Below are 21,809 nucleotides of genomic sequence, written 5' to 3' on the forward strand. Positions count from 1 at the left end.
GGCGGTTTTGCGAGAACCGCCCGTTTGCGCATTCTGGCAGATCTGGCGCACACAAGGGGCGCTTCGCGGTCGTCACGAACGTCGAGGCGGGATGCGGTGGGCGTGTTGCCGTCGCAGCGTGGGGTGATCCTGCGCCGACGAACGATGGCGATGCGCACGGTCAAGTCGCGTGGTCCTGACACCCCGACGCTGGTGTCACGCCTGTGCCGGCGCTCACGCGCCGCGCGGGCAACGGTGGCCAGAAAGCCCGGCGCACCGGGGAGAACGCGAAGCAGCCGTTAAAACCATTGCGCGGGGAATGCCGGGTGTTCTCGGCTGAACCTGTGGTGACTGCCGCCTGCTTTTTTTCTGCAGGCGGGCCATGGGTGCGGCCGGCGCCCGGCATTCCCCGTGCCCTCTTCTCAAGAGAGGGCGGTCGATCAGCACAGCTCGGACGCGACAGCGCGCCGCGAGACAGCGAAGCCATGTTCATTCATCCGATCGAAGACTTTGAGCCCGCCGCGTCGGTGCCGCCGACGGCACCAACCGACATCGCGGCTTCGGCCGCCGCCCCATCCGGCGCACGTCCGCCTCCGCGCACGGCGATCCGCTCGCCAACGACCGGGCCTTCGATGCTCGTGATTCGATGATCGTGAAATGGACGAGGCTGGGTCACCGGCCGTTTCGGCCGATGGTGGGCACGACAGGGATCGAACCTGTGACCCCTACCATGTCAAGGTAGTGCTCTCCCGCTGAGCTACGTGCCCTAATCCAGAAAGTCCATTCGGGTGGGCGTCCCTATATCGGCTCCCACGCAGGCAGGCAAGGACGCAAAATGCCGAAATTGGGAATAATCCGCGTTTTCGCAGACACCGTTCCCGGCGGCTCAGGCCGCCAGCATCTTGTTGACTTCGCTGACGAGCTCGCGGAGGTGCACCGGCTTGGACAGCACCTTGGCGTTCTTGGGCGCCTCCGAATCGGAGTTGAGCGCGACCGCGGCGAAGCCCGTGATGAACATGATCTTGATGTCCGGGTCGAGCTCGGAGGCGCGGCGCGCCAGCTCGATGCCGTCCATCTCCGGCATCACGATGTCGGTCAGGAGCATCTCGAACGGCTCCTCGCGCAGCCGCTGGTAGGCCGACATGCCGTTGTCGTGGGGCGAGACCTGGAACCCGGCATTTTCCAATGCCTTGACCAGGAAGCGGCGCATGTCGTTGTCGTCTTCGGCGAGCAGGATTTTGTGCATGGCGAGGGATCGTGGTCCGGTGAGAGGCGGAGCGTTGCCGCCACTAAGCCTGACGGGCGGTAAATTTCGGGTGAAAGATTGCGCCTTTTGATCCGACATCGGCAAGGCAATTTGAGGGCCGAGCGTGCACTCTCCGCCCGAACGATCACGGCTGCTCAGAGTTGTTCCAAACCGCGGTTGAACTTTTTCATTGCTTTTCGCTTGGCAGAACGACCGGGATTATCGAAGATGCAGCTTGGCGAACGACTTGGCGAAACCTTGGCGAACAAGCAGTGCCTGCGTTGTCCAGCGCTCCACGGCCGGAGGATACCGGCGCATCAACGGACGTACCCCAAGGAAACACCCAAGGAAACGGCGCCCAGAGATGACGGACTTTGAAGGCGAGTTGCCGCCGTTCGAGATCATGGAGCCGGCCGAATGGCGCGCCCCCATCATCTTCAATTCGCCGCACTCGGGCTCGGTCTATCCCGACGATTTCCTCAGGGCGTCGCGAATCGATCTGCCGACGCTGCGGCGGTCGGAAGATTCGTTCATGGACGAATTGATCGCCGACCTGCTGACACGCGGCTTTCCGACCGTGCGGGTGAATTTCCCGCGCTGCTATGTCGACGTCAACCGCGAGCCCTATGAGCTCGATCCGCGGATGTTCACCGGCCGGCTGCCGAGCTTCGCCAACACCCGGTCGATGCGCGTCGCCGGCGGCCTCGGCACCATCCCGCGCGTGGTCGGCGACGGCCAGGAGATCTATCGCGACCGGCTCGTGGTCGACGACGCCCTGCACCGCATCGAGACGCTGTACAAGCCGTATCACCGCGCGTTGCGCCGGCTGATCAACCGGGTGCACCAGCAGTTCGGCACCGTCATCCTGGTCGATTGCCACTCGATGCCGTCGGTCGGCGTGTCCCGCGACGAGCCGCGGCGGCCCGACATGGTGATCGGCGACCGCTACGGCACGAGCTGCGCGGCGCTGCTGCCGAACCTGTTCGAGGACGTGCTTGGCCGTCTCGGCTATTCGGTCGGCCGCAACAAACCCTATGCCGGCGGCTTCATCACCGAGCATTACGGCAATCCGGCCAGCGGACTGCATGCGATCCAGATCGAGCTCAACCGCGCCATCTACATGGACGAGCGCCGGCGCGAGCGCGGGCCGCGCTTCACCCAGGTCGCGTCCGATCTCACCGTGCTCGCCGAGGTGCTGGCAACCGTGCCGCTCGGCGACCTCGGCCCGTTCCAGGCCGCCGCCGAATAGAGGTTTCTTGCGCTCTGTTGTCGGAGGGGCCGCGGCGCAAGACGCGCAAAAAAAAGGGCCGCTTGAATGACAAGCGGCCCAAGTCTAGGGAGGAAACGCCCAAGGAGGGCAGCGATAACGCGAAGCGCTACCGCACCGCAACAATATGCGGCCGCGCTGCACAAAGCGCAAGAGTTTTTCCGTCGAATCCCATGCAAAAAAGCATAGGCCGGGTTGCACACAGCGCGTGTCCGATCGAAATCCATCATGACTGCCAATGGGTTGATCAAAAAGTCTGATTGATGGATCGGACCACCTGGTTTCGCTTTCACTTTCGAATGATTGCGCGTCGCAGGACCCGTCGTCCTGCTCGGCGGTGACGAAACGCTATCCAAGATCCCAAGCGGCCGTTCCATATCCGGATGCACGCCAGACCGCTTTGCGATACGCATGAATGGCTTTGCCATCCGATTCCCTCACCGAAGGACGCGTTGTGACGGTCATCGACTTCTCAGCCTTTATCGGTCGCCTCGCGACCGCCTCGGGCGAAACCATCCTGCCGTTCTTCCGCACCTCGCTGTCGGTCGACAACAAGAGCAGCCGGCATGATTTCGACCCGGTGACCGAGGCCGATCGCGCCGCCGAGGCCGTGATGCGCCGCCTGATCAAGGCGAACTTCCCGCAGCACGGCATCGTCGGCGAGGAGTTCGGCAACGAGCGCGAGGACGCCGATTACGTCTGGGTGCTCGACCCGATCGACGGCACCAAATCCTTCATCGCCGGGTTCCCGATCTGGGGCACGCTGATCGCGCTGCTGCACAAGGGCATGCCGGTGTTCGGCATGATGCATCAGCCGTTCATCGGCGAGCGCTTCTCCGGCGACAACGGCTTCGCAAATTACAGGAATTCGGCCGGCGAGCGCCGGCTGTCGGTGCGCCGCTGCGAGCGGCTGCAGGACGCCGTCTGCTACACCACGTCGCCGCTGTTGATGAACGAGACCGACCGGGCCGCCTTCGCCCGCGCCGAATCCGAGGTCCGGCTGTCGCGCTATGGCGGCGACTGCTACTCCTATTGCATGCTCGCGGCGGGTCACCTCGATCTCGTGATCGAGACCGAGCTCAAGCCTTACGACATCGCGGCGCTGATCCCGATCATCAACGGCGCCGGCGGTGTCGTCACCGACTGGAACGGCGGCCCGGCGCAGAACGGCGGACGGATCATCGCCGCCGGTGACAAGCGCGTGCACGAGGCGGCGCTGAAGCTGTTGGCTGCGGGAGGATGATGTTCAAGGGAAGTTCTGGCGCCAGTAGAATTACGGTAAAAGCACCACAGGATACATTGTTAACGGCGGGTTGACCGCGCCTGACTAGATTACAGGCAATTTGACGAGAACGCGTAGCATTCTCGTCGCTGCATGTCTTTCTGGAGGGCGCGCTCGATGAGTCAAATCAGCTTCCGACTCACTCACAAGATCATGGCCATCGCGCTGATCGGAGTATCCGCACTGGCGGCGTTCGGTGCGATCTATCTGTTGGGTAACCGGTCGCAGGAGACTTCGCGCCAGCTCGCCGACACGGCCCGCGCCGCGTCTGATCTCAATCAGAAGCTGCTGACCGACCTGCTCGAAGCCCGACGCGCGGAAAAGGATTTTCTGCTGCGGCGCGATCAGAAATACGCGGCCCGGCACGCTGAATTGAGCACCGGCATCAAACGCGAGCTCGACGAGCTCAGGAGCATGAGCCGGACGTTCGACCAAGCCGCGATCGGCGATCGCATCGATACGGTCGCCAAGGGGTTTGCGGCCTACAGCACCGAGTTCAGCGCCACCGAACAGGCCGAAAACCGCCTCGGCCTGAACGAGACGCTCGGCCTGTCCGGCTCGCTGCGCTCTGCCGTCCACGACATCGAGGCCAAGCTGAAGGAGGTCAACGATCCCCGGCTGACGAGCGGGATGCTGACGCTGCGCCGGCACGAGAAGGACTTCATGCTGCGGCGTGATCCGAAATACGTCGCCGAGCTCAAGGCAGCCGCCGCCGAGTTCGGCAAAGCCATCGCCGGCGCAGACCTTGCGCCTTCCCTCAAAGCCGACATCGGTCAGAAGCTCGAGAAATATCAGAAGGACTTCCTGTCCTGGGCCGACGGATCCCAGGAGGCCGCGCGGCACAGCGCGGCGATGTCCAAGGCCTTCGCCGAGATCGAGCCGGTCATCGCCGAGATCGGCAAGACCGTTGGACGGCAATATTCGATGGCTCAGACTGCAGCGGCCGAGACCAGCAACACCGTCAAGCAGGGCATGCTGGTGACGCTCGGCATCTCGCTGCTGCTGGTTGGCGGCGCATCGTTCCTGATCGGCCGCGGCATTTCCAACGCGATCCGCAGCATGGTGCAGGCCATGACACGTTTGGCGGGCGGAGACTCCTCCATCCGGATTCCGGGACTTGGCCGCCGCGATGAGATCGGCGAGATGGCCGGCGCCGTGGAAGTGTTCAAGACCAACATGATCGAGGCCGAGCGGCTGCGTGCCGAGCAGGCCGAGGTCGAGCAGCGGCAGCTTCAGCAGCGCAAGGCGGACATGGCGGCCCTCGCCGACGGCTTCGAAACCGCGGTTGGAGAGATCATCGAGACGGTCTCCTCCGCCTCGACGGAGCTCGAAGCCTCCGCGACGACCCTGACGCGAAATGCCCAGCACGGCCAGTCGCTCGCCACCACGGTTGCGTCCGCCTCCGAAGAGGCTGCGGCGGGCGTGCAGTCCGTCGCCTCGGCGACCGAGGAGCTCTCGGCCTCCGTCAACGAGATCAGCCGCCAGGTGCAGGAATCGGCGCGCATCGCCGGCGAGGCGGTCGGACAGGCGCGCCGCACCAATGAACGCGTCAGCGAGCTGTCGAAGGCGGCGACGCGGATCGGCGACGTCGTCGAGCTGATCAACACCATCGCCGGCCAGACCAACCTGCTCGCGCTGAACGCCACCATCGAGGCCGCCCGCGCCGGTGACGCCGGCCGCGGCTTTGCCGTCGTCGCCTCGGAGGTCAAGGCGCTGGCCGAGCAGACCGCCAAGGCGACCGGCGAGATCGGCCAGCAGATCGCGAGTATCCAGTCAGCCACTGCCGAATCCGTCGACAACATTCGCGAGGTCTCGGGAACCATCGAGCGGCTGTCGCAGATTAGCTCGACCATCGCGGCTGCGATCGAGGAGCAGGGTGCCGCCACCCAGGACATCTCCCGCAATGTGCAACACACGGCGCAGGGCACTCAGCGCGTCTCCGACAACATCGTCGAGGTCCAGCACGGCGCCACCGAAACCGGTTCGGCGTCCGCTCAGGTGCTGTCGGCGGCCCAGTCGCTGTCGGAGGAGAGCAATCGCCTCAAGCTCGAGGTCGGCCGCTTCCTCGAGACGGTCCGCGCAGCCTAGGTTCATCACGAGGCCGCCCTGCGCAGATGATCGACCAGCAGTTTCGCAGGACGGGGCAGCGCCTTGAAGCTGCGCGCGCAGATCACGAGCCTGCGGCTGGCCCAGGCGTCGCGCAGTGCAATCAGGCCGATCGGCATCAATCGCGCGCAGCGCCGTGCGGCCGCCTCCGGCACGATGGCGATCCCGACACCTGCGGCGACCATCTGGCAGATGGCGTCGAAGTCGCGCAGGCGGGCGCGCACGTGCTGGCGAATGCCGAGCCGCGCGGCATGCTTGCCGATGTGGACGTTGAGGGCAGTCCCCTGCGTCAGCCCGATGAAGTCCTGCCCAGCGGTCTCGGCGAAGTCGACCTGCCGGCGGCCTGCGAAGGGACCGCGGCGGCCGGCGACGAGGATGAGCCGGTCCTCGCCGAACGCGAAGCGCTCGAGCGTGTCGGGCAGCGCGTGCTCCGCCGCGAAGCCGAGATCGGCGCGCCCCGACGCGACGGCCTCCGCGATGTCGGTGCTCTCTCGCTCCTCCACGTCGACATTGATGTCGGGATGCTCACGGAGGAACGCAGCCAGCGCCTGCGGCAGATGCTCGGCAAGGCCGACCGTGTTGGCGAGCAGCTGCACGTTCGCCCGCAGACCGGAGGCGAAGGTCGCGAGATCGCCCTGCATGATCTCGACATTGGCGATGATGATGCGGGCATGGTCGAGCAGGCTTTCGCCGGCCGCCGTCAGCACGACGCCGCGGCGCCCGCGCTTGAACAGTTCAACGCCAAACGTCTGTTCCAGCCCCTTGATCCGGGCGCTGGCGGACGCGAGCGCCAGATGAGCCCGCTCCGCGCCGGCGGTAATGCTGTGCGCTTCGGCGACGGCGATGAGCAGCTTCAGATCGACGAGATCGAACCGCATGTCGGCTTCTGCCTCAGGCAAACGCGAAGGCTCGCTCCGGAAGCTCCACATTGTGCCGCCGGCCCGGTTTGGTCAATGTCATCGCCATGATCGATCCGCTCCTCATCTTCATCGCCTTCGCGCTGACCCTTGCCGGCTTCGTCAAGGGCGCGCTCGGGCTGGGCCTGCCGACCATCTCGGTCGGCCTGCTCGCGATCGCCATGCCGCCCGGCCGGGCGCTGGCGATCGTGATCCTGCCTGCCGTCATCACCAACATCTGGCAGACCTTCGCCGGCCCCTACCTGCGCGACATCGCCAAGCGTCTCTGGCCGCTGATGCTCGGCACGGCGATCGGCATCTGCCTCAATGCCGGCGCCCTCAGCCATGCATCGACCCGCTGGGGCAACATCGCGCTCGGCGTGCTGCTGATGGTCTATGCCGTGCTCGGCCTCACCCGGCTGGCCTTCACGGTGGCGCGCCGGCACGAGAAGTGGGTCGGCGGCATCGTCGGCCTGGTGACCGGCCTGATCTCCGCGGCGACCGGCGTGCAGGTGGTGCCGTCACTGCCCTACATGCAGGCGATCGGGCTCGAAAAGGACGAGCTCGTGCAGGCGCTCGGCGTCTTCTTCACGGTGGCGACCGTCACCCTTGCCTTCAACCTCACGAATGCCGGCCTGCTCAGCACGGCGATCGCCCTGCCCGGCGCCGTCGCGATGGCCTGCGCGTTTCTCGGCATGTTTGTGGGCCAGGCGGCGCGGGCACGGCTGCCCGCCGCGGCCTTCCGCCGCGTGTTCCTGATCGCGATGATCCTGCTCGGCCTCTATCTGGCCGGAAGCGCCGCGATCGAGCTGATGTGGTGATCACCGCGCCTCCAGCATGGCGATCCGAACACCCAGATAGACGAACAGGCCGCCGATCACGCGATTGATCCAGAGCAGCGCGGCGGACGAGCCTCTCACGCGCCGCGCCGTCCGCGCGGCCACTGCCGCGACGCCGAGACACCACAACGTAGAGTTGACGATGAAGACTATGCCGAGCAGCAGGAAAGCGAGCGCCTTGTGGGGCGCGTCGGCCGCGACGAATTGCGGGATGAAGGCCAGGAAAAACATCGCGACCTTCGGATTCAGAACGTTGGTGAGCGCGCCCTGCCAGAACACCTGACGCAGCGAAGCCTGCCTGACAGCCGTGTCGGCGTCCGGCTGGGCAGCCGCGGGCTGCGCGCGCGCAAACAATTGCGTGATCCCGAGATACACGAGATAGGCGGCACCCGCCCATTTCACGGCGGAGAACGCCGTCGCCGATGCCATCAGCAGCGCCGACAGCCCGACCGCGCTCGCCAGCACATGAACGAGACAACCCGTGCTGATGCCGAGCGCGGCTGCTGCGCCGCCACGCCACCCCATCTGGGCGCTCCGGCCGACGATATAGGCCGTGTCCGGCCCAGGCGTCATGTTCAGCAGCAGGCCGGACACCAGGAACAGCAGCGGATCGTGAATTCCAAGCATGGTTGAACGTTTCCTAACAGTTCGGCTCTAATGATACGGGCGGTGGGATACGCCGCTCGATCCTCTGCGTGCAGGCGAGGTTCACGGTACACACCTGGGCGCCGGAAAAAAATTGGATTTGGCCGCCTGCGGCGTGGTATGCGCGGAGGCGGGAGCAAGACGTGATGGATAGACGCCTGGCCGCCATCGTTTGCGCTGATGTCGCCGGCTATTCGCGCATGATGGGGATCGACGAGGCCGGCACCCACGCCGCCTTCAAGGCCCATCGCGCCGCCATCCATCCCCTCATCCTCAACCACGCCGGGCGCATCGTCAAACACACCGGCGACGGCTTCCTTCTCGAGTTCGCGAGCATCGTCAGCGCGATCCAGTTCGGGATCGAGATGCAGCAGCTGATGGCCGACCGCAACGCCCATCTGCCGGCCGACCGCAACATGCGCTTCCGCGTCGGCATCCACATGGGCGACGTGATCATCGACGAGGGTGAGGTGTTCGGTGACGGCGTCAACATCGCCGTTCGTCTCGAATCGGTCGCGACGCCGGGAGGAATCGCGGTCTCCGCAAAGGCCCAGCAGGAAGCCGGCCGGCATCTGTCCGTGAGCCTCGTCGATGCCGGCGTGTTCCGCTTCAAGAACATCGACGAGCCGATGCAGGTGTGGAGTTGGAACGCCCCTGGTGAGCTCAAGGAGGTCCTTGAGCCGAGGAGCGGCGCCGGGCTGCCCAATTATCGGACCGCGGTGGTCGGCGTGCTGCCGTTCGTGAACCTTGCCGACAGCGCCGACGAATATCTCGCCGATGGCGTGGCCGACGACCTCATCCACGCGCTGTCGCTGCAATCCTTCTTCCGCGTTCTCAGCCGGACCTCGACGTTCGCCTTCCGAGGCCTCGGCCTCAGCCCCCGCCTGATCGCGCGCGAGATCGACGCCACCTACCTGATCCAAGGCACCCTCCGTCGGTCCGATGCCAAGATCCGAGTGACCGCGGAATTGATCGCCCCGGAAACCGGCGCGCAGCTCTGGGCCGGCCGCTATGACCGTCACATCAGCGATCTGTTCGCGATGCAGGACGAGATCACCACGAGTCTCTGCGCCGCTCTGATGCCCGAGATCTACCGCGCCGAGGCGTCGGTGCCGCTGCGCTCGCAGACGACCGACGCAACGGCCTGGGACCGGTTCCTGCGCGGCCTGTCGCACTATTACCGTTCCACCAAGGCCGACTATGAGAGTTCGATCGCCCTGTTCCGTGAAGCCATCGCGCTCGATCCGGCGCTCGGAATTGCCCACGCCTATCTGGCAACGATCCTGATGCAGGGCATCAGCTTCGGTTGGATCAAGGGCTCGCGCGAATTGTGGAGCGAGGCGCTGGGGCTGGCGCTGGCCAGTGTGAGGCTCGATCCGCGGTCGTCCTTTGCCTATTCGATTCTTGCGTTCGTCCACGCCATGGAGGGCGCCCATGACGACGGCATGAAAGCGGCGCGCAAGGCGACCGAGCTCAATGCCTATGACATGGGCGCGCGCGGGGTGCTCGGTCTTTGCCATCTCGTGGCGGGAGAGCATCAGAAGGCGATCGAGCTGTTCTCGATCGCGGCGCAACGCGGCAACAGCGATCCCCGCTATCAATGGCCGGCGCTGAATGCCTATAGCCATTATCTGCTCGGCCAATATGCCCCAGCGCTGTCCTGGGCGCGCGAGGAGCTGTTCCTCTATCCAAATCACCTGCAGGCGCTGACGATCCGCGCCGCGACGCTGGCGCAATTGGGCGAAAAAACCCTGGCGCAGGCGGCCGTCGCCGACCTGATCGAGCAATATCCCTGGCTGACGCTCGACCGCCATGTGAAGAATATCCGTTGGAGGCGCCCCGAGGACGTCGCCCATTATCGCGACGGGCTGCTCAAAGCAGGCTTGAAATAGGTCTAATTGCAAGCTGAGCCATTGCGCGGCCATATGTCCCGCGCATTCTTGACCCAAAAACATGGATTTCAGTAGGACTGCCGTGGTATCGCCCAATCCGGGAGCAAGATAACGATGGAGAGACGGCTGGCCGCCATTGTCTGTGCAGATGTGGCCGGTTACGCGCGGATGATGGGCGCCGACGAAGCGGGCACCCATGCCGCCTTCAAGGCCCATCGCAGCGCCATTCACCCGATCATCCTCAATCACGGCGGCCGTGTGGTGAAAAGCACGGGCGACGGGTTTCTGATTGAGTTCCCGAGCGTGGTCGGAGCGATCGAATCCGCCATCGAGATGCAGCTGCTGATGGCGGAGCGCAACTCCCATCTGCCGGCTGACCGCGTCATGGAGTTCCGCGTCGGCGTCAACATGGGCGACGTCATCTTTGACGAAGGCGAAGTGTTCGGTGACGGCGTCAATACCGCGGTTCGTCTCGAGGCGGCGGCTCAGCCCGGCGGAATCGCAGTGTCCGAGAAAGCCTACCTCGAAGCCAACAAGCACCTGAAGGTCGCTTTCGTGAACGGCGGCCCGTTCCGCTTCAAGAACATCGAGGAAACCATTCACGTCTGGACCTGGTCGCCCGGGGCCGACAAGGGCCGTGAGCCGCGCTCGGCTGCGGGGCTGCCGGGGCAGTATCGCACTGCGATCGTCGGCGTGCTCCCGTTCGTCAACCTCAGCGACGAGAGCGACGACTATTTCTCGGATGGGCTGGCCGAGGACCTGATCCATGCACTCTCGCTGCAATCGTTCTTCCGGGTGCTGAGCCGGAACTCGACCTTTGTGTTCAAGAATGCCGGGCTGAGCGGCCGGCTGATCGCCCGGGAAATCGATGCGAGCTACCTGATCCAGGGATCGGTCCGGCGCTCCGGCAACAAGGTCAGGGTGACCGCGGAACTGGTGACCCCGGAAAGCGGCGAGCAGCTGTGGGTCGGCCGCTACGACCGCGATATCGGCGATCTGTTCGCCGTTCAGGACGACATCACCGCCAATCTCTGCACGGCCCTCATTCCCGAGATCTACCGCGCGGAAGCCTCGGTGCCTGTGCGCTTCGTGAATACCGACCTGACCGCCTGGGACCGCTTTCTGCGCGGGCTTTCGCACTACTACCGGCCGACCAAGGCCGACTACGAGACCTCGATTACGCTGTTCCGGGAAGCCATCGCGCTCGATCCGGGCCTGGCGATTGCCCATACCTATCTCGGCACCATCCTGCTGCAAGGCATTCATTTCGGCTGGATCAGGAACACGAGCCTGTTGTGGGACGAGGCGATGACGCTCGCAGAGGCCGGCGTCCGTCTCGACCCGCGCGCGTCGTTCTCCTATTCGCTGCTGGCCTACGTCCACGCGATGCAGGGACAGGTCGAAGCCGGAATGGAGGCCGCCGAGAAGGCGCTGCGGCTCAATTCCTACGACATGGGCGCCCGCGGCGTGCTCGGCGTCTGTCATTTCGTCAAGGGCAGTCATCGCGAGGCAATCGACCTGTTCTCGATCGCCGCCCAGCGCGGCAACAGCGATCCGCGTTATCAATGGTCGGTGCTGAGCGCCTTCAGCCATTACCTGCTCGGGCAGTACGACGCGTCGCTGTCCTGGGCGCGGGAATCGCACTACCAGAACCCGAACCATTTGCAGTGCCTGTCCATCCAGGCCGCCGCCCTGGCCCAGCTTGGCCGCACTGCGGAAGCCGCCGACGCCGTTGCCGCCCTGCTGCGCGTCTATCCGTGGATGACGGTCGAGCGGCTGATCAGCAATCTGCGTTGGAGCAATCCGGCCGACGTCGCGCATTATCGCGACGGGCTTGGCAAGGCCGGCATTCCCCCGACGAAGCTGACGCTGGTCGAACCGAGGGCCAAATTCGGCACGGCGACTTGAGGTTGACACCGGACAGGGGTACTTCTCGTCTACGGTTGTATTGTCGTGTTCGGATAGCACTTGCTCGGCCTGCGCCTTAGCGCCGGCCTGAGGCGATCTGGTTTCTCTCGTTCGTTTTTCATGACTCGCTGCATTCCAAGGATGTTTTTCCATGCAAGAAGACAGCGCCCGCGTCCGTGACGCCCTGCCGGGACAGATCCCGGTCTCGTCCGACAATCCCTGCCCGTTCCTGCGTGCCCTGGTGGCCGGCGGCCTCGTCGACGGCCACAGCGTTCCGCTGAAGACGATCGCCGGCCGGATCGAGGCTGCGAGCGGCGAAACCGGATTCAAGAAGCAGGTGGTCGGGTTCCAGAGCTTCGGCGTCGCGCTGATGGCCAACGGCCTGTCCCCGCTGCGGCTGCTGAAGAGCCTGGTCTCGGGGGCCGATCTCGACCAGTTGCGCAACGGGCCGCTCGACAAGCATGGCGCCGGCTCGCGCATCCTCGATGCGGAAGCCAAGGTGCATCCCGAGGAAATCGAGCGGCTGGCGGGCTTCGGCTCCGACTATCCCGATCCCAATGGCGGCACCGAGCGGGGCCTGAACGCCAGGCAGATCGACGCCTTCATGGCGGCCAATATGACGCGCGCCGGTGACGAGGCGCGCTGGTACTATCCAAAGCTGATGGAGGGCGAGTGGCCGGTCCTGCTGAAGATTTTCGGCAAGGGTGACGGCGACGGCCGCTATCTCTCGGTGGCCGAGGTTCGCACCCTGTTCGTCGAGCGCCGCTTCCCGCAGCGGATCATGACGCGGCTGATGGTGAAGCCGAAGCCCGCCAACCTCATCGTTCGCATCGGCAAGGCGCTGGTTGGCGGCGCGATCGTCGCAGCGGTCGCCTTGTTGCTGGCCTGGATGGTTGCGCCCGACCCGGTCAGTGACAGGCTCAGCAAGATCCTGCCCGCGAAGGCCGCTGCGTTCATCCCACCCGCCCTGCCCGCGGTCGAGCCGACCAAGGCGGCGTACTGGCTTGACCAGGGCTGGACCACCAAGGACCGGCACTGGTTCCATCACGTGACGCAGGGCACGGCGACGTTTCCGATTCCCTACAATTGGTTCATGGCGATGGAGCAGCCTTATCTGTCGCTGTTCGGTACGCCCGGTCTGATCTCCGACACCGCCTATCTTGAACGCTTCGGTTTCATTCCGAGCCCCAAGAGCGTCGATGGCGACCCCAGTGCACTCCGTCCATTCGGCTATGCGGCCAATACGACGGCCAAGACGGCCATCGCCCCGGCGTTGCCCGCCGGACTGAAGCCGACGCCGGCCGGCAATGAAGGCGGCCTGCCGGTCGGCTTCGCAAAACTCTCCGGCGTGACCGATCCCGGCACCGGCGCCGCGCAATCCGACAAGATCGGCCTGACCTGTGCGGCCTGTCACGCCGGCAGCATTCACTACAAGGGTGTCAGCGTCCGCTTCGACGGCGGCCCCGGCATGGTCGACCTGCGCAAGCTGGAAGAGGCCATGGGCTTTGCGATGATCTTCACGCAATACGTGCCCGGCCGCTTCAGCCGCTTTGCGGACCGCGTGCTCGGGCCGAATGCCTCCGATGCCGATCGCGAGACGCTGAAGAAGGGGCTGAAGGCCGCGACCGCTTTCGCGCTCAACATGCAGGCCAACAACTACAAGAACACGATCGCGGCCAAGGGCCAGACCGAGACGGAAGAAGGCTTCGGCCGGCTCGACGCGCTCAACCGCATCGGCAATCAGGTGTTCTACCTCGACATGGCCGTGAGCGGGCTGCCGAACATGCTCGGCAACCAGGAGGCCATCGATGCGCCGGTGTCCTATCCGCCGATCTGGACCGTGCCCTGGTTCTCGTGGGCGCAGTATGACGGCTCGATCGCGCAGCCCCTGATCCGCAACGCCGGCGAGGCGCTCGGCGTCTCCGCACTGCTCAACGTCTCGCCCGAGCCGGCCAGCGACAGACTGTGGCGCTCGTCGATCGCGATCGAGAACCTGCTGCACATCGAGGACATGCTGCGCGGCCCGGATCCGTTCGCGACGACGACGCCCGCCTTCGGCGGCCTGACGTCGCCGAAATGGCCGGAGAAGCTGTTCGCCGACGACGATGCGTGGAAGCTCGATGCCGCGCGCATCGAGCGCGGCCGCAAGCTCTACGCCGCCATCTGCGTCGAATGCCATCTCGGCCCGGTCGCCGATCCGGTGTTCGACAAGACCTATCCGGACAAGAGCTTCTGGAAGATCAAGCCGGCCGAGGATTGGGAGAGCAAGGGCTGGAATGCCAAGGGCCCGCTGCTCGATCTCGTGCAGAAACCGGTCGAGGCGATGCAGACCGATCCTGGCCAGGCCAGCATTCTCGCCACCCGCAAGGTCACCGTGGCCGGCTTCCTCGAGGTCGACCCCGCCGAAGACCTCAAGGGCTGCGGCCTGCCGCAGGGGTCGACCACCGAGATGCCCTACGCGCTGGCATTGATGACGGTCGTGCAGAAGACCGGCGACAAGTGGATGGAGGACCGCAATCTGTCCGAAGCCGAGCGGACCGCGCTCTGGGGCGACCGCAAGAACTGTCCCAACCCCGCCGGCAAGAGCTATCGCGCCCGCCCGCTCAACGGCGTCTGGGCCACCGCGCCCTATCTGCACAACGGCTCGGTGCCCTCGCTGTACTGGCTGCTCACGCCAGCCGCCGAGCGGCCGACCTCGTTCTGCCAGGGCGCCCGCGACTACGATCCGAAGCAGGTCGGCTTCGCCGTCGCTCCTGGCGGCGAGAGCGATTGCAAGGTCGGCCAGACGCTGTTCAGGACCAAGGATTCCAGCGGCAAGCCGATCAAGGGCAACAGCACGCTCGGTCATTCGTTCGAAGGTCCCGCCAAGCCCAACAAGGACTACCCGAACGGCATCATCGGCGGCGCCTTCTCCGAGCAGGACCGCTGGGACCTGATCGAGTACCTGAAGACGCTGTGAGAATGCGAGGCGGCGGGTCTTTCTCAGTAAGGACTCGCCGTCGTCGCTGTGAGATCGAGATCTCGGCCGCGAAGCCGGTGGCCTCCCCTCCCCCTCTTGCGGGGAGGGGAGCGCACTGCTTGTGGTTCTTAGACACGAGCACCATGCACGACCTCGTCAGCGACACGCGCGTTGGACGGCACCGTCCAGCGTCGGCTCGCCAAGTTCATCCCCTGAGCAACGAACAAAGCGGCCAAACAAACATGCGATCGCGCTCTCGCGGCCTGGGAGGTCCGAGCTTTGTCGCCGATCGCCCTCGAAACTAACGGGAGGGCGCAGGGAAGGCCGGACCTCGACTGAGGCCCGTGGCCCGCCTGCGAAAAAAATGCAGGCGGCAGGAACCACAGGTCAGCCGGACGACCCGGCCCTCCCTGCGCGATGGCGTTACGGCTTATACGCGCTCTCCCCGGTGTACCGGCTTTTAGCCACCGTCACCCGCGCGCTTCGTGAAGAGAGCGCAGCAGGCTTGACGCCAGCATCGGGGCGCCAGGACCACGCGATTTCGCCGTGCGCACCGGATCGTTCGTCGGCATGATTCATCACGCTGCGACCCGTCGCGCCCACCGCATCCAGCCTCCGACGTTCGTGACGACCGCGATACGCCCCTCCTCGCGGAAGCCGGACGACGCGCAGACTACACGAATTCCGAAATTCGTAAATGGGAATATTTTTTGCGCGGGGGCTGGACAGCCTCTCGCCAGGCGTGGCCGACGGGCAAATCAGCAATGCGTCCGCGTGTTGCCGCAAGGGGCAACTCAGGGGGACGGGCCTCCGCCGCGCCTCTCGAAGGCATGGCGGGAAGGCCCGATCCCCGGCTGGTCAGAACATCGCCGGGCTGATGTCCACGCCCTGCTGAGCGAGCATGAGAGAGGCCACCAGGCCCACTAATCCGAACAGGGCCACCCAGACGAATCCGGACTCACGGGTGCTGCTCACCGACAGATTGGTCGCTAACGTAATCACTCGAGGCTCCTCCTGATTGAACCGGCGGAACCATGGGACGCGGCTGATTACGACAAAGTTTCAGAAATTGGAAAGCGCCGCGCTTGGTGAATGCTGCGTTGGATGCGCAGCGACCACGCGATGACTTTTTGGTTAACCGGACTCTCGACAGCGCTCATTCGCTTAGTCGAATACCACAAACAACGATGGCGCCGTCGCGGAGATGAATCGACCGGTGTCATAGTCCAGCTTCGAACTACCAGCCGTCAGCCCCCGCGTCCGTCCAAACACCGGGCCGGAGGCAGCGCCGGACCGTCCCCCGTTCATCCAAGGAATACAGCATGACCCAGCCATTGCTGACGAGGTCGCGCACACCCTGATGGCGCTGCATGATCGTGTCCATCGCGCTCTCCGGCGCGGCGATCACAACGTTGAGGCGGATCGGCTCGTGGATGAAGCTGGTGCCGTCATGCACGGATTGCCAGGGCAATCCGGTCCTGAGATCGCCGGCATTGCCTTCGAGCACACCGAGCTGGCCGACCACATTGTGCAGCACCTTGTTGCCGCTGCCGAACGCGGCGTTGTTCACCGACGAGCCGAAGTATTGCAGATTGATCCAGCTCGCGACCACCATCGGCGCCGTCATGATCAGTTCGAGCGTGCGGAAACCGTCGTCGCGCGCGGCCTCGTAGGAATGGAGGAAGGCGCGGCCACCGAGGTCGAGGCCACGGGTGAAGGACCGCGGCGCGGCGATGAAGGCGGCGTTGCCGGCGAGTCCCCATTCCGGCCGCACCTGCGACCAGTCGCGGCTGCGCGCGATCACGGCATCGTCGACATCGGGTGTGTCGCGGATGCCAAGCAGCACGCTGCGCTCGAGCCGCGCCAGCCGCGCGGCGTCGGCGAGCTTCACCTTCAGCCGCGCGAGATCCGGCGCGAGGCCGGCAGGGACGTCGCTCTCGTCGAACAGCGTCACCGCATCGGTCGTCGTATCGTGCAGCGCGCCGATGAACCAGCAATCGGCCGGGATGTCGATGCCCTTGGCGCGCAGTCCCTCGCGCACGCGCCAATCATTCAGCACGGCCGCAGCGACCCGCGCGTTGGCCTCGCCGGTGTGGCCGCCGCAGGCGCCGCAATCGAGCCCCGACGCATGCGGATTGTTGACCGTGGTGCTGCCGTGACCGGCGAGCACGACGAGCCGCGCAAAAGGCCCGGTCAGCGACATCGCCTTCAGCACCGCCTCGGCCATCGCGACGCGCTGGGCGTCGTCGAAGCCGGTGACGCGGCCGCCGAGCTCGCCCGGCGTCAGCCGCGGCTGCACACGCGCGGCGATCTCCGGATCGAGGCCGTCGACGACCGGCGACGGCACCGGCCGCGTCACGCCGGCGCTGTCGGTCGCGATCTTCGCGGCGAAGCCGAGGCCCGCGGTCTCGACGAAGGAGAACGACGAGACGGCCGAGACCTTGAACGACTTCCAGGCCTTCGCGGCCCGCCGCCGCAACAGCCGCAGGCCGAGCACCTCGGCCTCCTCGACGCCGTCGGCATCCCTGACCGCTTCGCAGACAATGAAGGCCGGCTTGAGCAGAACGGGGCACTGCGCGCCGCCCTTGGTGTGGCCAATCGGGACGTACTCGATCGGGAAGCCGAAGAAGCCGGCGAAGCCGATGGTCTCGGCGTCCGGATAGGCTGTCTCCAGCGCCCGCCGGAAGATCTCCGAACGCACGTCGATGCAGAAGGCCGCCTGCACCGGCGGGCGCGCTGGCGTCGGCGCGACGGCGGTTCGCCAACCGTGCTGCGCGAGCTGCGCAATCAGCTTGCGCCGGAAGGCGATCTCATAGGCCTCATGCAGGATGAGATCGATGGCGAGCTCGGGCGTCTCGTCGAGCCGGTGATCGGCCGGCAGCCTTGCGGCCTCCGCCATCGCCTGCGCCCAGGCCGCCGTGAACGCCTCGTCGGTGCGCGCCTGAAACAGCGCAAAACCCCAGGCGAGCCGGATGGCGAGCAGCTCGAGCAGCGTGTCGTCCCGTCCGCCGTCGAGCTCGGCGCCCCAGCCGATGTAGCGCGCATAGGCGGACCAGCCGCCGATGTCGAACAGCGCCCGCACCAGATAGTCCTCGACCGCGCGTTCGGGAATGCCGAGCCGATCGATAATGAGGCCGATCGCCTGCACCGGATCGGCCGGCAGCTCGGCGATCGCCTTGCGGAAGCCTGTGAGCCCCATGACCTCGGGATTGCGATCATGGGCGGCGAGCTTGCGCCAGGCGGCGTATGGCCTGAGCTTGCGCGCCGGGTTCGGCCAGCTCGCCTGGCCCTCGTCGAAATAGCTGGCGCAGAACGCCGAGATCTCGTCGATCATGAAAGTGACCAGCGACACGTCGCGATCGCCCTTGGCCAGCCGGTCCAGCACCTCCGCGACCGTCGCCACGACCGCGGGCGGCGACGATGGCCCGGGCTCCGCGTGTGCCTTGAGCTTCAACTGATCGACATCGAGTCCCATCGATGGATGAACGCCGAGCGCCTGCGCCAGCGCGGCGTCGTCGATCCGGCCATCCTCGATCGCCCCGCGATAGAACGCCCGCGGCATCAGCATGCGCGTCCGTACCACGCGGTCGAAGGTGGCGGCAGTCGCGGCAAAACTCTGGCCGGTGAAGCCGAGGAACGGGTTGACCGCGACGAAGTGCTTCAGCGGCCACAGCGGCGCGATGCGCCGGCAGGCCGCATCGATCCGGGCCATCAGCCCGGCATCGGCGGGAGCATCGATCGGCTCGATCGTAGACAGGGCGAGGGCGGCTCGGGTCATGGCAGATCTCGGATCACGGGTTGGACGGGAGACGCACGGCAGACCGGCGCGGCCACAGCGTCAGCACGAGGCGGTTGGCGAGCGTGTTGAGATAGAGGCCGTTGCGGAGGTGGACATAGGCCGCGATCCAGAACGGCGCGTCGGCGCGGCGCATCATCTGGTTCTGGAACAGTGTGACGGCGGCAAACGAGATCACGACGGCCACCGCAATCAGCATCGGCACCATGCCGTCGACCGGACGCGCCGCGGGGATGCTACCGCGGACCAGCCACGCCGTCGCCGCCTGCAGCGCGAAGTAGATCAGCGCGACGCCGGCCGCGGTCGCCGCGGCGCGAGCGACGACGAAGGCGTTCGGCCGCTCGTCGATGGCGTTGGCCATCAGGTGCACCAGTCCCATCAACAGCACCGAGCCCAGCGCGATCTGCGCCGGATTGCTGCGCAGGGTCATGCCGAAGGCGAGCCCGGTCAGCAGCGCCAGGCCGATCACGGCGGCGAGCGCCAGAACGAGCCGGGCGGGATGCGGCTGGCCGCCGGGGCTCGGCGTCCACGACGCGCGGGCGAGATCGATGATGCTGCCGGACGACAGGAAGGCATGCGCCTTGTAGAGCGAGTGCGCCACGATGTGCAGCAGCGCCGCCGAGAACGCGCCGAGCCCGCATTGCAGCAGCATGAAGCCCATCTGCGCGACGGTCGAATACGCCAGCTGCACCTTCACCGAGCTCTGGGTCAGCATGACCAGCGAGCCGAACAGCGCGGTGGCGCCGCCGACCAGCGCGAGCACGTCGAGCGCGGGCGTCGCCAGCAGCAGCACGTCGCTGAGCCGCAGCACCAGGAAGCCGCCGGCATTGATGATGCCGGCATGCAGCAGCGCCGACACCGGCGTCGGCGTCTCCATCACCTCGATCAGCCAGCCATGCAGCGGCAGCTGCGCGGATTTGAGCATCGCGGTCGCGACGATCAGCACGGCCGCCATCGTGGCGAGCCCTGAGCCGGCCGCGCCGCTGCGGGCTTGGTCGGCCAGACTACCGATCTCCAGCGTGCCGAAGCGGATGTAGAGCAGCAGCGAAGCGAGCGCGAGGCAGGCATCGCCGAGCCGGCTGGCGACGAACTTCTTGCGCGAGGCGCGGATCGCGGCCGGCCTGACGTCGTAGAACAGCAACAGCCTGCCGAGCGCCAGGCTGGTCGCGACCCAGGCGGCGAGCAGCAGCACCAGATTGCCCGAGATCAGCACCGTCAGCACCGCGGCCACGGTCAGCAGCAGCCAGCGCGTGAACCGGACCTGTCCGGGATCGCCGTCGAGATAGTTGCGGCTGTAGCGGACGACGACCAGCCCGATGAAGCCGACCAGCACGATCATGATCGCGCCGAGGGCGTCTAGCTGGAGGGAGAGCCCAAGCCCATGAGCGCCGAGCAGCGGCGTCCGCCCGGCGCCGAGCACGGCGGCGGCGAGGCTCGCGGTCACGGCGATGCCGAACGCGGACGCGGCGGCGACGATGGCGCGCCGGGCAACGGCTTTGGCGGCGGCATCTCGGCGGGTGCAGGTGAGCGCAACGGCGCAGAGCGTGAGCGGCGCAAGCGCGGCGAGGCAGGGAAGCAGCGAGGTCATGACGGCCCGGACGGTTCGATCGGATGAGACGATGGCTCGTCTGGCTTACCGGTTCGGGAGCCTTCCTAAAATTTCAATCATTGAACGTGGTCGTTATAAAATATAGAACGATGCCATGCCGCACCTGAACTACCATCATCTGCGCTATTTCTGGATCATCGCCAGCGAAGGCAGCATGAGCCGGGCGGCGCAGCGGCTCAACGTCTCGCCCTCCTCGCTCTCGGTGCAGGTCAAGGCGCTGGAGGATCAGCTCGGGCAGAAGCTGTTCGATCGCGTCGGCCGCACGCTGCAACTCACCGAGGCCGGACGCATCGCGCTCGACTATGCCGGCAGCGTGTTCAAGTCCGGCCACGAGCTGATCGAGACGCTGTCCGGCCTGCGCCCGGGACGGCAGCTGCTCCGGGTCGGCGCGGCGGCGAACCTGTCGCGCAACTTCCAGATCGCGTTTTTGAAGCCGCTGATCGGCCGCGGCGACGTCGAGCTGATCATCCGCACCGGCCTGTTCGGCGATCTGCTCGAGCAGCTCGATGCGCACAAGCTCGACCTCGTGCTCGCCAACCACCCGGCGGCGCCGGACACGCGCAGCAATTTCGACAATGCGCTGATCGACGAGCAGCGCGTCAGCCTGGTCGGCCGCAAGCCGGCCAAGCCCTCCCGCTTCCGCTTTCCGCAGGACCTGGCGACGACGCCGATCATCCTGCCCGGCCGCGGCAGCGCGCTGCGCTCGGCCTTCGACGCGCTGGTCGGCGCCAGCGGCATACGCCCGGTGATCGCCGCTGAAGTCGACGACATGGCGATGCTGCGCCTGATGGCGCGCGAGAGCGGCGGCCTCACTCTGGTGCCGTCGATCGTCGTGATCGACGAGCTCAGGTCGGGTGTGCTGGTCGAGCGCGCCCGCCTCAGCGCACTGAAGGAGCAGTTCTTCGCCGTCAGCCAGCAGCGCCGCTATCCCAACCCGCTGGTGGCCGAACTGATCGGATCGCGGGGCAGGAAGACCGCCTAGACGGGATCAGGCGCAGGAAGACGAAAGCACGGCTGGACGGAGCGGAGCTCGCGCGCATCGGTCGACGATACGGTACGCCGGCCGATCGTGCGCCGGGATGGTGCTGCCGCTTGCGTCAGGGAAATGTCGTTCGCGGCACCGATCGGCGAGAGCTCACAAATGGCCTGCCCCCAATCCATCGTTCGAATCGGGAGCGAGGCATGTCGTCGGGACAGAGTGATCAGAACATCGCCGGCGGACTGAGATTCACACCGTGCTGAGCCAGCACGAGAGAAGCGACGACGCCCGTCAAAGTGAACATCGTCACCAGGCCAAAACCGGAATTGAGTGCGTGAGGTCCAACAAGCTTACGTGCGATTATCATGACCATGAATGTTTCCTCGTGAATGTTCTTAGCGGCAGC

15 protein-coding genes and 1 tRNA gene are annotated in these 21,809 nt (G+C 65.9%); 8 read left to right on the top strand and 8 right to left on the bottom strand.

What is annotated here, in order from left to right; genetic code table 11:
• Positions 1-671: 671 nt before the first annotated feature.
• Positions 672-746, bottom strand: a tRNA-Val gene (locus ACQR07_RS10865).
• 119 nt (positions 747-865) lie between these two features.
• The gene (gene cpdR / locus ACQR07_RS10870) at positions 866-1,225 is read right to left on the bottom strand and encodes a cell cycle two-component system response regulator CpdR (RefSeq protein ID WP_006610087.1); all 360 of its coding nucleotides are present in this window, start codon (positions 1,223-1,225) and stop codon (positions 866-868) included.
• Positions 1,226-1,589: 364 nt separating this feature from the next.
• Here cpdR and ACQR07_RS10875 point away from each other — a divergent pair, with 364 nt between their 5' ends.
• From ACQR07_RS10875 to ACQR07_RS10885, 3 genes are all read left to right on the top strand, one after another.
• Positions 1,590-2,474 (top strand): N-formylglutamate amidohydrolase, encoded by an 885-nt coding sequence (locus ACQR07_RS10875; protein ID WP_434902305.1) that lies wholly within the window; start codon positions 1,590-1,592, stop codon positions 2,472-2,474.
• 472 nt (positions 2,475-2,946) lie between these two features.
• Positions 2,947-3,735 (top strand): histidinol-phosphatase, encoded by a 789-nt coding sequence (gene hisN / locus ACQR07_RS10880; RefSeq protein WP_434902663.1) that lies wholly within the window; start codon positions 2,947-2,949, stop codon positions 3,733-3,735.
• A gap of 156 nt (positions 3,736-3,891) precedes the next feature.
• Complete coding sequence (locus ACQR07_RS10885) at positions 3,892-5,862, top strand: methyl-accepting chemotaxis protein (protein WP_434902306.1); 1,971 nt, start codon at positions 3,892-3,894, stop codon at positions 5,860-5,862.
• Positions 5,863-5,867: 5 nt separating this feature from the next.
• Here ACQR07_RS10885 and ACQR07_RS10890 read toward each other — a convergent pair whose 3' ends face one another.
• Complete coding sequence (locus tag ACQR07_RS10890) at positions 5,868-6,758, bottom strand: LysR substrate-binding domain-containing protein (RefSeq protein ID WP_434902307.1); 891 nt, start codon at positions 6,756-6,758, stop codon at positions 5,868-5,870.
• An 86-nt stretch (positions 6,759-6,844) separates the two neighbouring features.
• Between ACQR07_RS10890 and ACQR07_RS10895 the strand changes: the two genes are divergently transcribed.
• A complete protein-coding gene (locus ACQR07_RS10895; RefSeq protein ID WP_434902308.1) occupies positions 6,845-7,597 on the top strand; it encodes a sulfite exporter TauE/SafE family protein in 753 nt (250 codons plus the stop codon).
• Here ACQR07_RS10895 and ACQR07_RS10900 read toward each other — a convergent pair whose 3' ends face one another.
• On the bottom strand, positions 7,598-8,242 hold the full coding sequence (locus ACQR07_RS10900; protein ID WP_434902309.1) for a LysE family translocator: 645 nt from the start codon (positions 8,240-8,242) through the stop codon (positions 7,598-7,600).
• 164 nt (positions 8,243-8,406) lie between these two features.
• Here ACQR07_RS10900 and ACQR07_RS10905 point away from each other — a divergent pair, with 164 nt between their 5' ends.
• The 3 genes from ACQR07_RS10905 to ACQR07_RS10915 all read left to right on the top strand — a co-directional run bounded on the left by ACQR07_RS10905 (position 8,407) and on the right by ACQR07_RS10915 (position 15,019).
• Positions 8,407-10,152 (top strand): adenylate/guanylate cyclase domain-containing protein, encoded by a 1,746-nt coding sequence (locus tag ACQR07_RS10905; RefSeq protein WP_434902310.1) that lies wholly within the window; start codon positions 8,407-8,409, stop codon positions 10,150-10,152.
• Between the two features lie 114 nt (positions 10,153-10,266).
• Positions 10,267-12,060: an adenylate/guanylate cyclase domain-containing protein gene (locus ACQR07_RS10910; RefSeq protein WP_434902311.1), complete on the top strand. Its 1,794-nt coding sequence runs from the start codon at positions 10,267-10,269 to the stop codon at positions 12,058-12,060.
• Between the two features lie 151 nt (positions 12,061-12,211).
• Positions 12,212-15,019 (top strand): di-heme-cytochrome C peroxidase, encoded by a 2,808-nt coding sequence (locus ACQR07_RS10915; protein WP_434902312.1) that lies wholly within the window; start codon positions 12,212-12,214, stop codon positions 15,017-15,019.
• A gap of 858 nt (positions 15,020-15,877) precedes the next feature.
• Here the strand turns inward: ACQR07_RS10915 and ACQR07_RS10920 are convergent.
• From ACQR07_RS10920 to ACQR07_RS10930, 3 genes are all read right to left on the bottom strand, one after another.
• The gene (locus ACQR07_RS10920; protein ID WP_434902313.1) at positions 15,878-16,021 is read right to left on the bottom strand and encodes a hypothetical protein; all 144 of its coding nucleotides are present in this window, start codon (positions 16,019-16,021) and stop codon (positions 15,878-15,880) included.
• A 235-nt stretch (positions 16,022-16,256) separates the two neighbouring features.
• Positions 16,257-18,797 (bottom strand): YbcC family protein, encoded by a 2,541-nt coding sequence (locus ACQR07_RS10925; RefSeq protein ID WP_434902314.1) that lies wholly within the window; start codon positions 18,795-18,797, stop codon positions 16,257-16,259.
• 13 nt (positions 18,798-18,810) lie between these two features.
• Positions 18,811-20,403 (bottom strand): NADH-quinone oxidoreductase subunit L, encoded by a 1,593-nt coding sequence (locus ACQR07_RS10930; protein WP_434902315.1) that lies wholly within the window; start codon positions 20,401-20,403, stop codon positions 18,811-18,813.
• Positions 20,404-20,518: 115 nt separating this feature from the next.
• Between ACQR07_RS10930 and ACQR07_RS10935 the strand changes: the two genes are divergently transcribed.
• Positions 20,519-21,406: a LysR family transcriptional regulator gene (locus ACQR07_RS10935; RefSeq protein ID WP_434902316.1), complete on the top strand. Its 888-nt coding sequence runs from the start codon at positions 20,519-20,521 to the stop codon at positions 21,404-21,406.
• A gap of 220 nt (positions 21,407-21,626) precedes the next feature.
• On the opposite strand, the gene ACQR07_RS10940 is transcribed toward ACQR07_RS10935, so the two are convergent.
• A complete protein-coding gene (locus ACQR07_RS10940; protein WP_434869258.1) occupies positions 21,627-21,776 on the bottom strand; it encodes a hypothetical protein in 150 nt (49 codons plus the stop codon).
• Positions 21,777-21,809: the final 33 nt, after the last annotated feature.

It is taken from the genome of Bradyrhizobium sp. HKCCYLS20291, assembly GCF_051167715.1.
Lineage (GTDB): Bacteria > Pseudomonadota > Alphaproteobacteria > Rhizobiales > Xanthobacteraceae > Bradyrhizobium.

What these genes read in the sequence shown, in the direction of transcription:
- ACQR07_RS10915 (WP_434902312.1), top strand. Translation starts at nt 12,212, where the DNA reads ATGCAAGAAGACAGCGCCCGCGTCCGTGACGCCCTGCCGGGACAGATC.
- cpdR (WP_006610087.1), bottom strand. Translation starts at nt 1,225, where the DNA reads ATGCACAAAATCCTGCTCGCCGAAGACGACAACGACATGCGCCGCTTC.
- ACQR07_RS10940 (WP_434869258.1), bottom strand. Translation starts at nt 21,776, where the DNA reads ATGGTCATGATAATCGCACGTAAGCTTGTTGGACCTCACGCACTCAAT.
- ACQR07_RS10905 (WP_434902310.1), top strand. Translation starts at nt 8,407, where the DNA reads ATGGATAGACGCCTGGCCGCCATCGTTTGCGCTGATGTCGCCGGCTAT.
- ACQR07_RS10910 (WP_434902311.1), top strand. Translation starts at nt 10,267, where the DNA reads ATGGAGAGACGGCTGGCCGCCATTGTCTGTGCAGATGTGGCCGGTTAC.
- ACQR07_RS10935 (WP_434902316.1), top strand. Translation starts at nt 20,519, where the DNA reads ATGCCGCACCTGAACTACCATCATCTGCGCTATTTCTGGATCATCGCC.
- ACQR07_RS10930 (WP_434902315.1), bottom strand. Translation starts at nt 20,403, where the DNA reads ATGACCTCGCTGCTTCCCTGCCTCGCCGCGCTTGCGCCGCTCACGCTC.
- ACQR07_RS10875 (WP_434902305.1), top strand. Translation starts at nt 1,590, where the DNA reads ATGACGGACTTTGAAGGCGAGTTGCCGCCGTTCGAGATCATGGAGCCG.
- ACQR07_RS10885 (WP_434902306.1), top strand. Translation starts at nt 3,892, where the DNA reads ATGAGTCAAATCAGCTTCCGACTCACTCACAAGATCATGGCCATCGCG.
- ACQR07_RS10900 (WP_434902309.1), bottom strand. Translation starts at nt 8,242, where the DNA reads ATGCTTGGAATTCACGATCCGCTGCTGTTCCTGGTGTCCGGCCTGCTG.
- ACQR07_RS10925 (WP_434902314.1), bottom strand. Translation starts at nt 18,797, where the DNA reads ATGACCCGAGCCGCCCTCGCCCTGTCTACGATCGAGCCGATCGATGCT.
- ACQR07_RS10895 (WP_434902308.1), top strand. Translation starts at nt 6,845, where the DNA reads ATGATCGATCCGCTCCTCATCTTCATCGCCTTCGCGCTGACCCTTGCC.
- ACQR07_RS10890 (WP_434902307.1), bottom strand. Translation starts at nt 6,758, where the DNA reads ATGCGGTTCGATCTCGTCGATCTGAAGCTGCTCATCGCCGTCGCCGAA.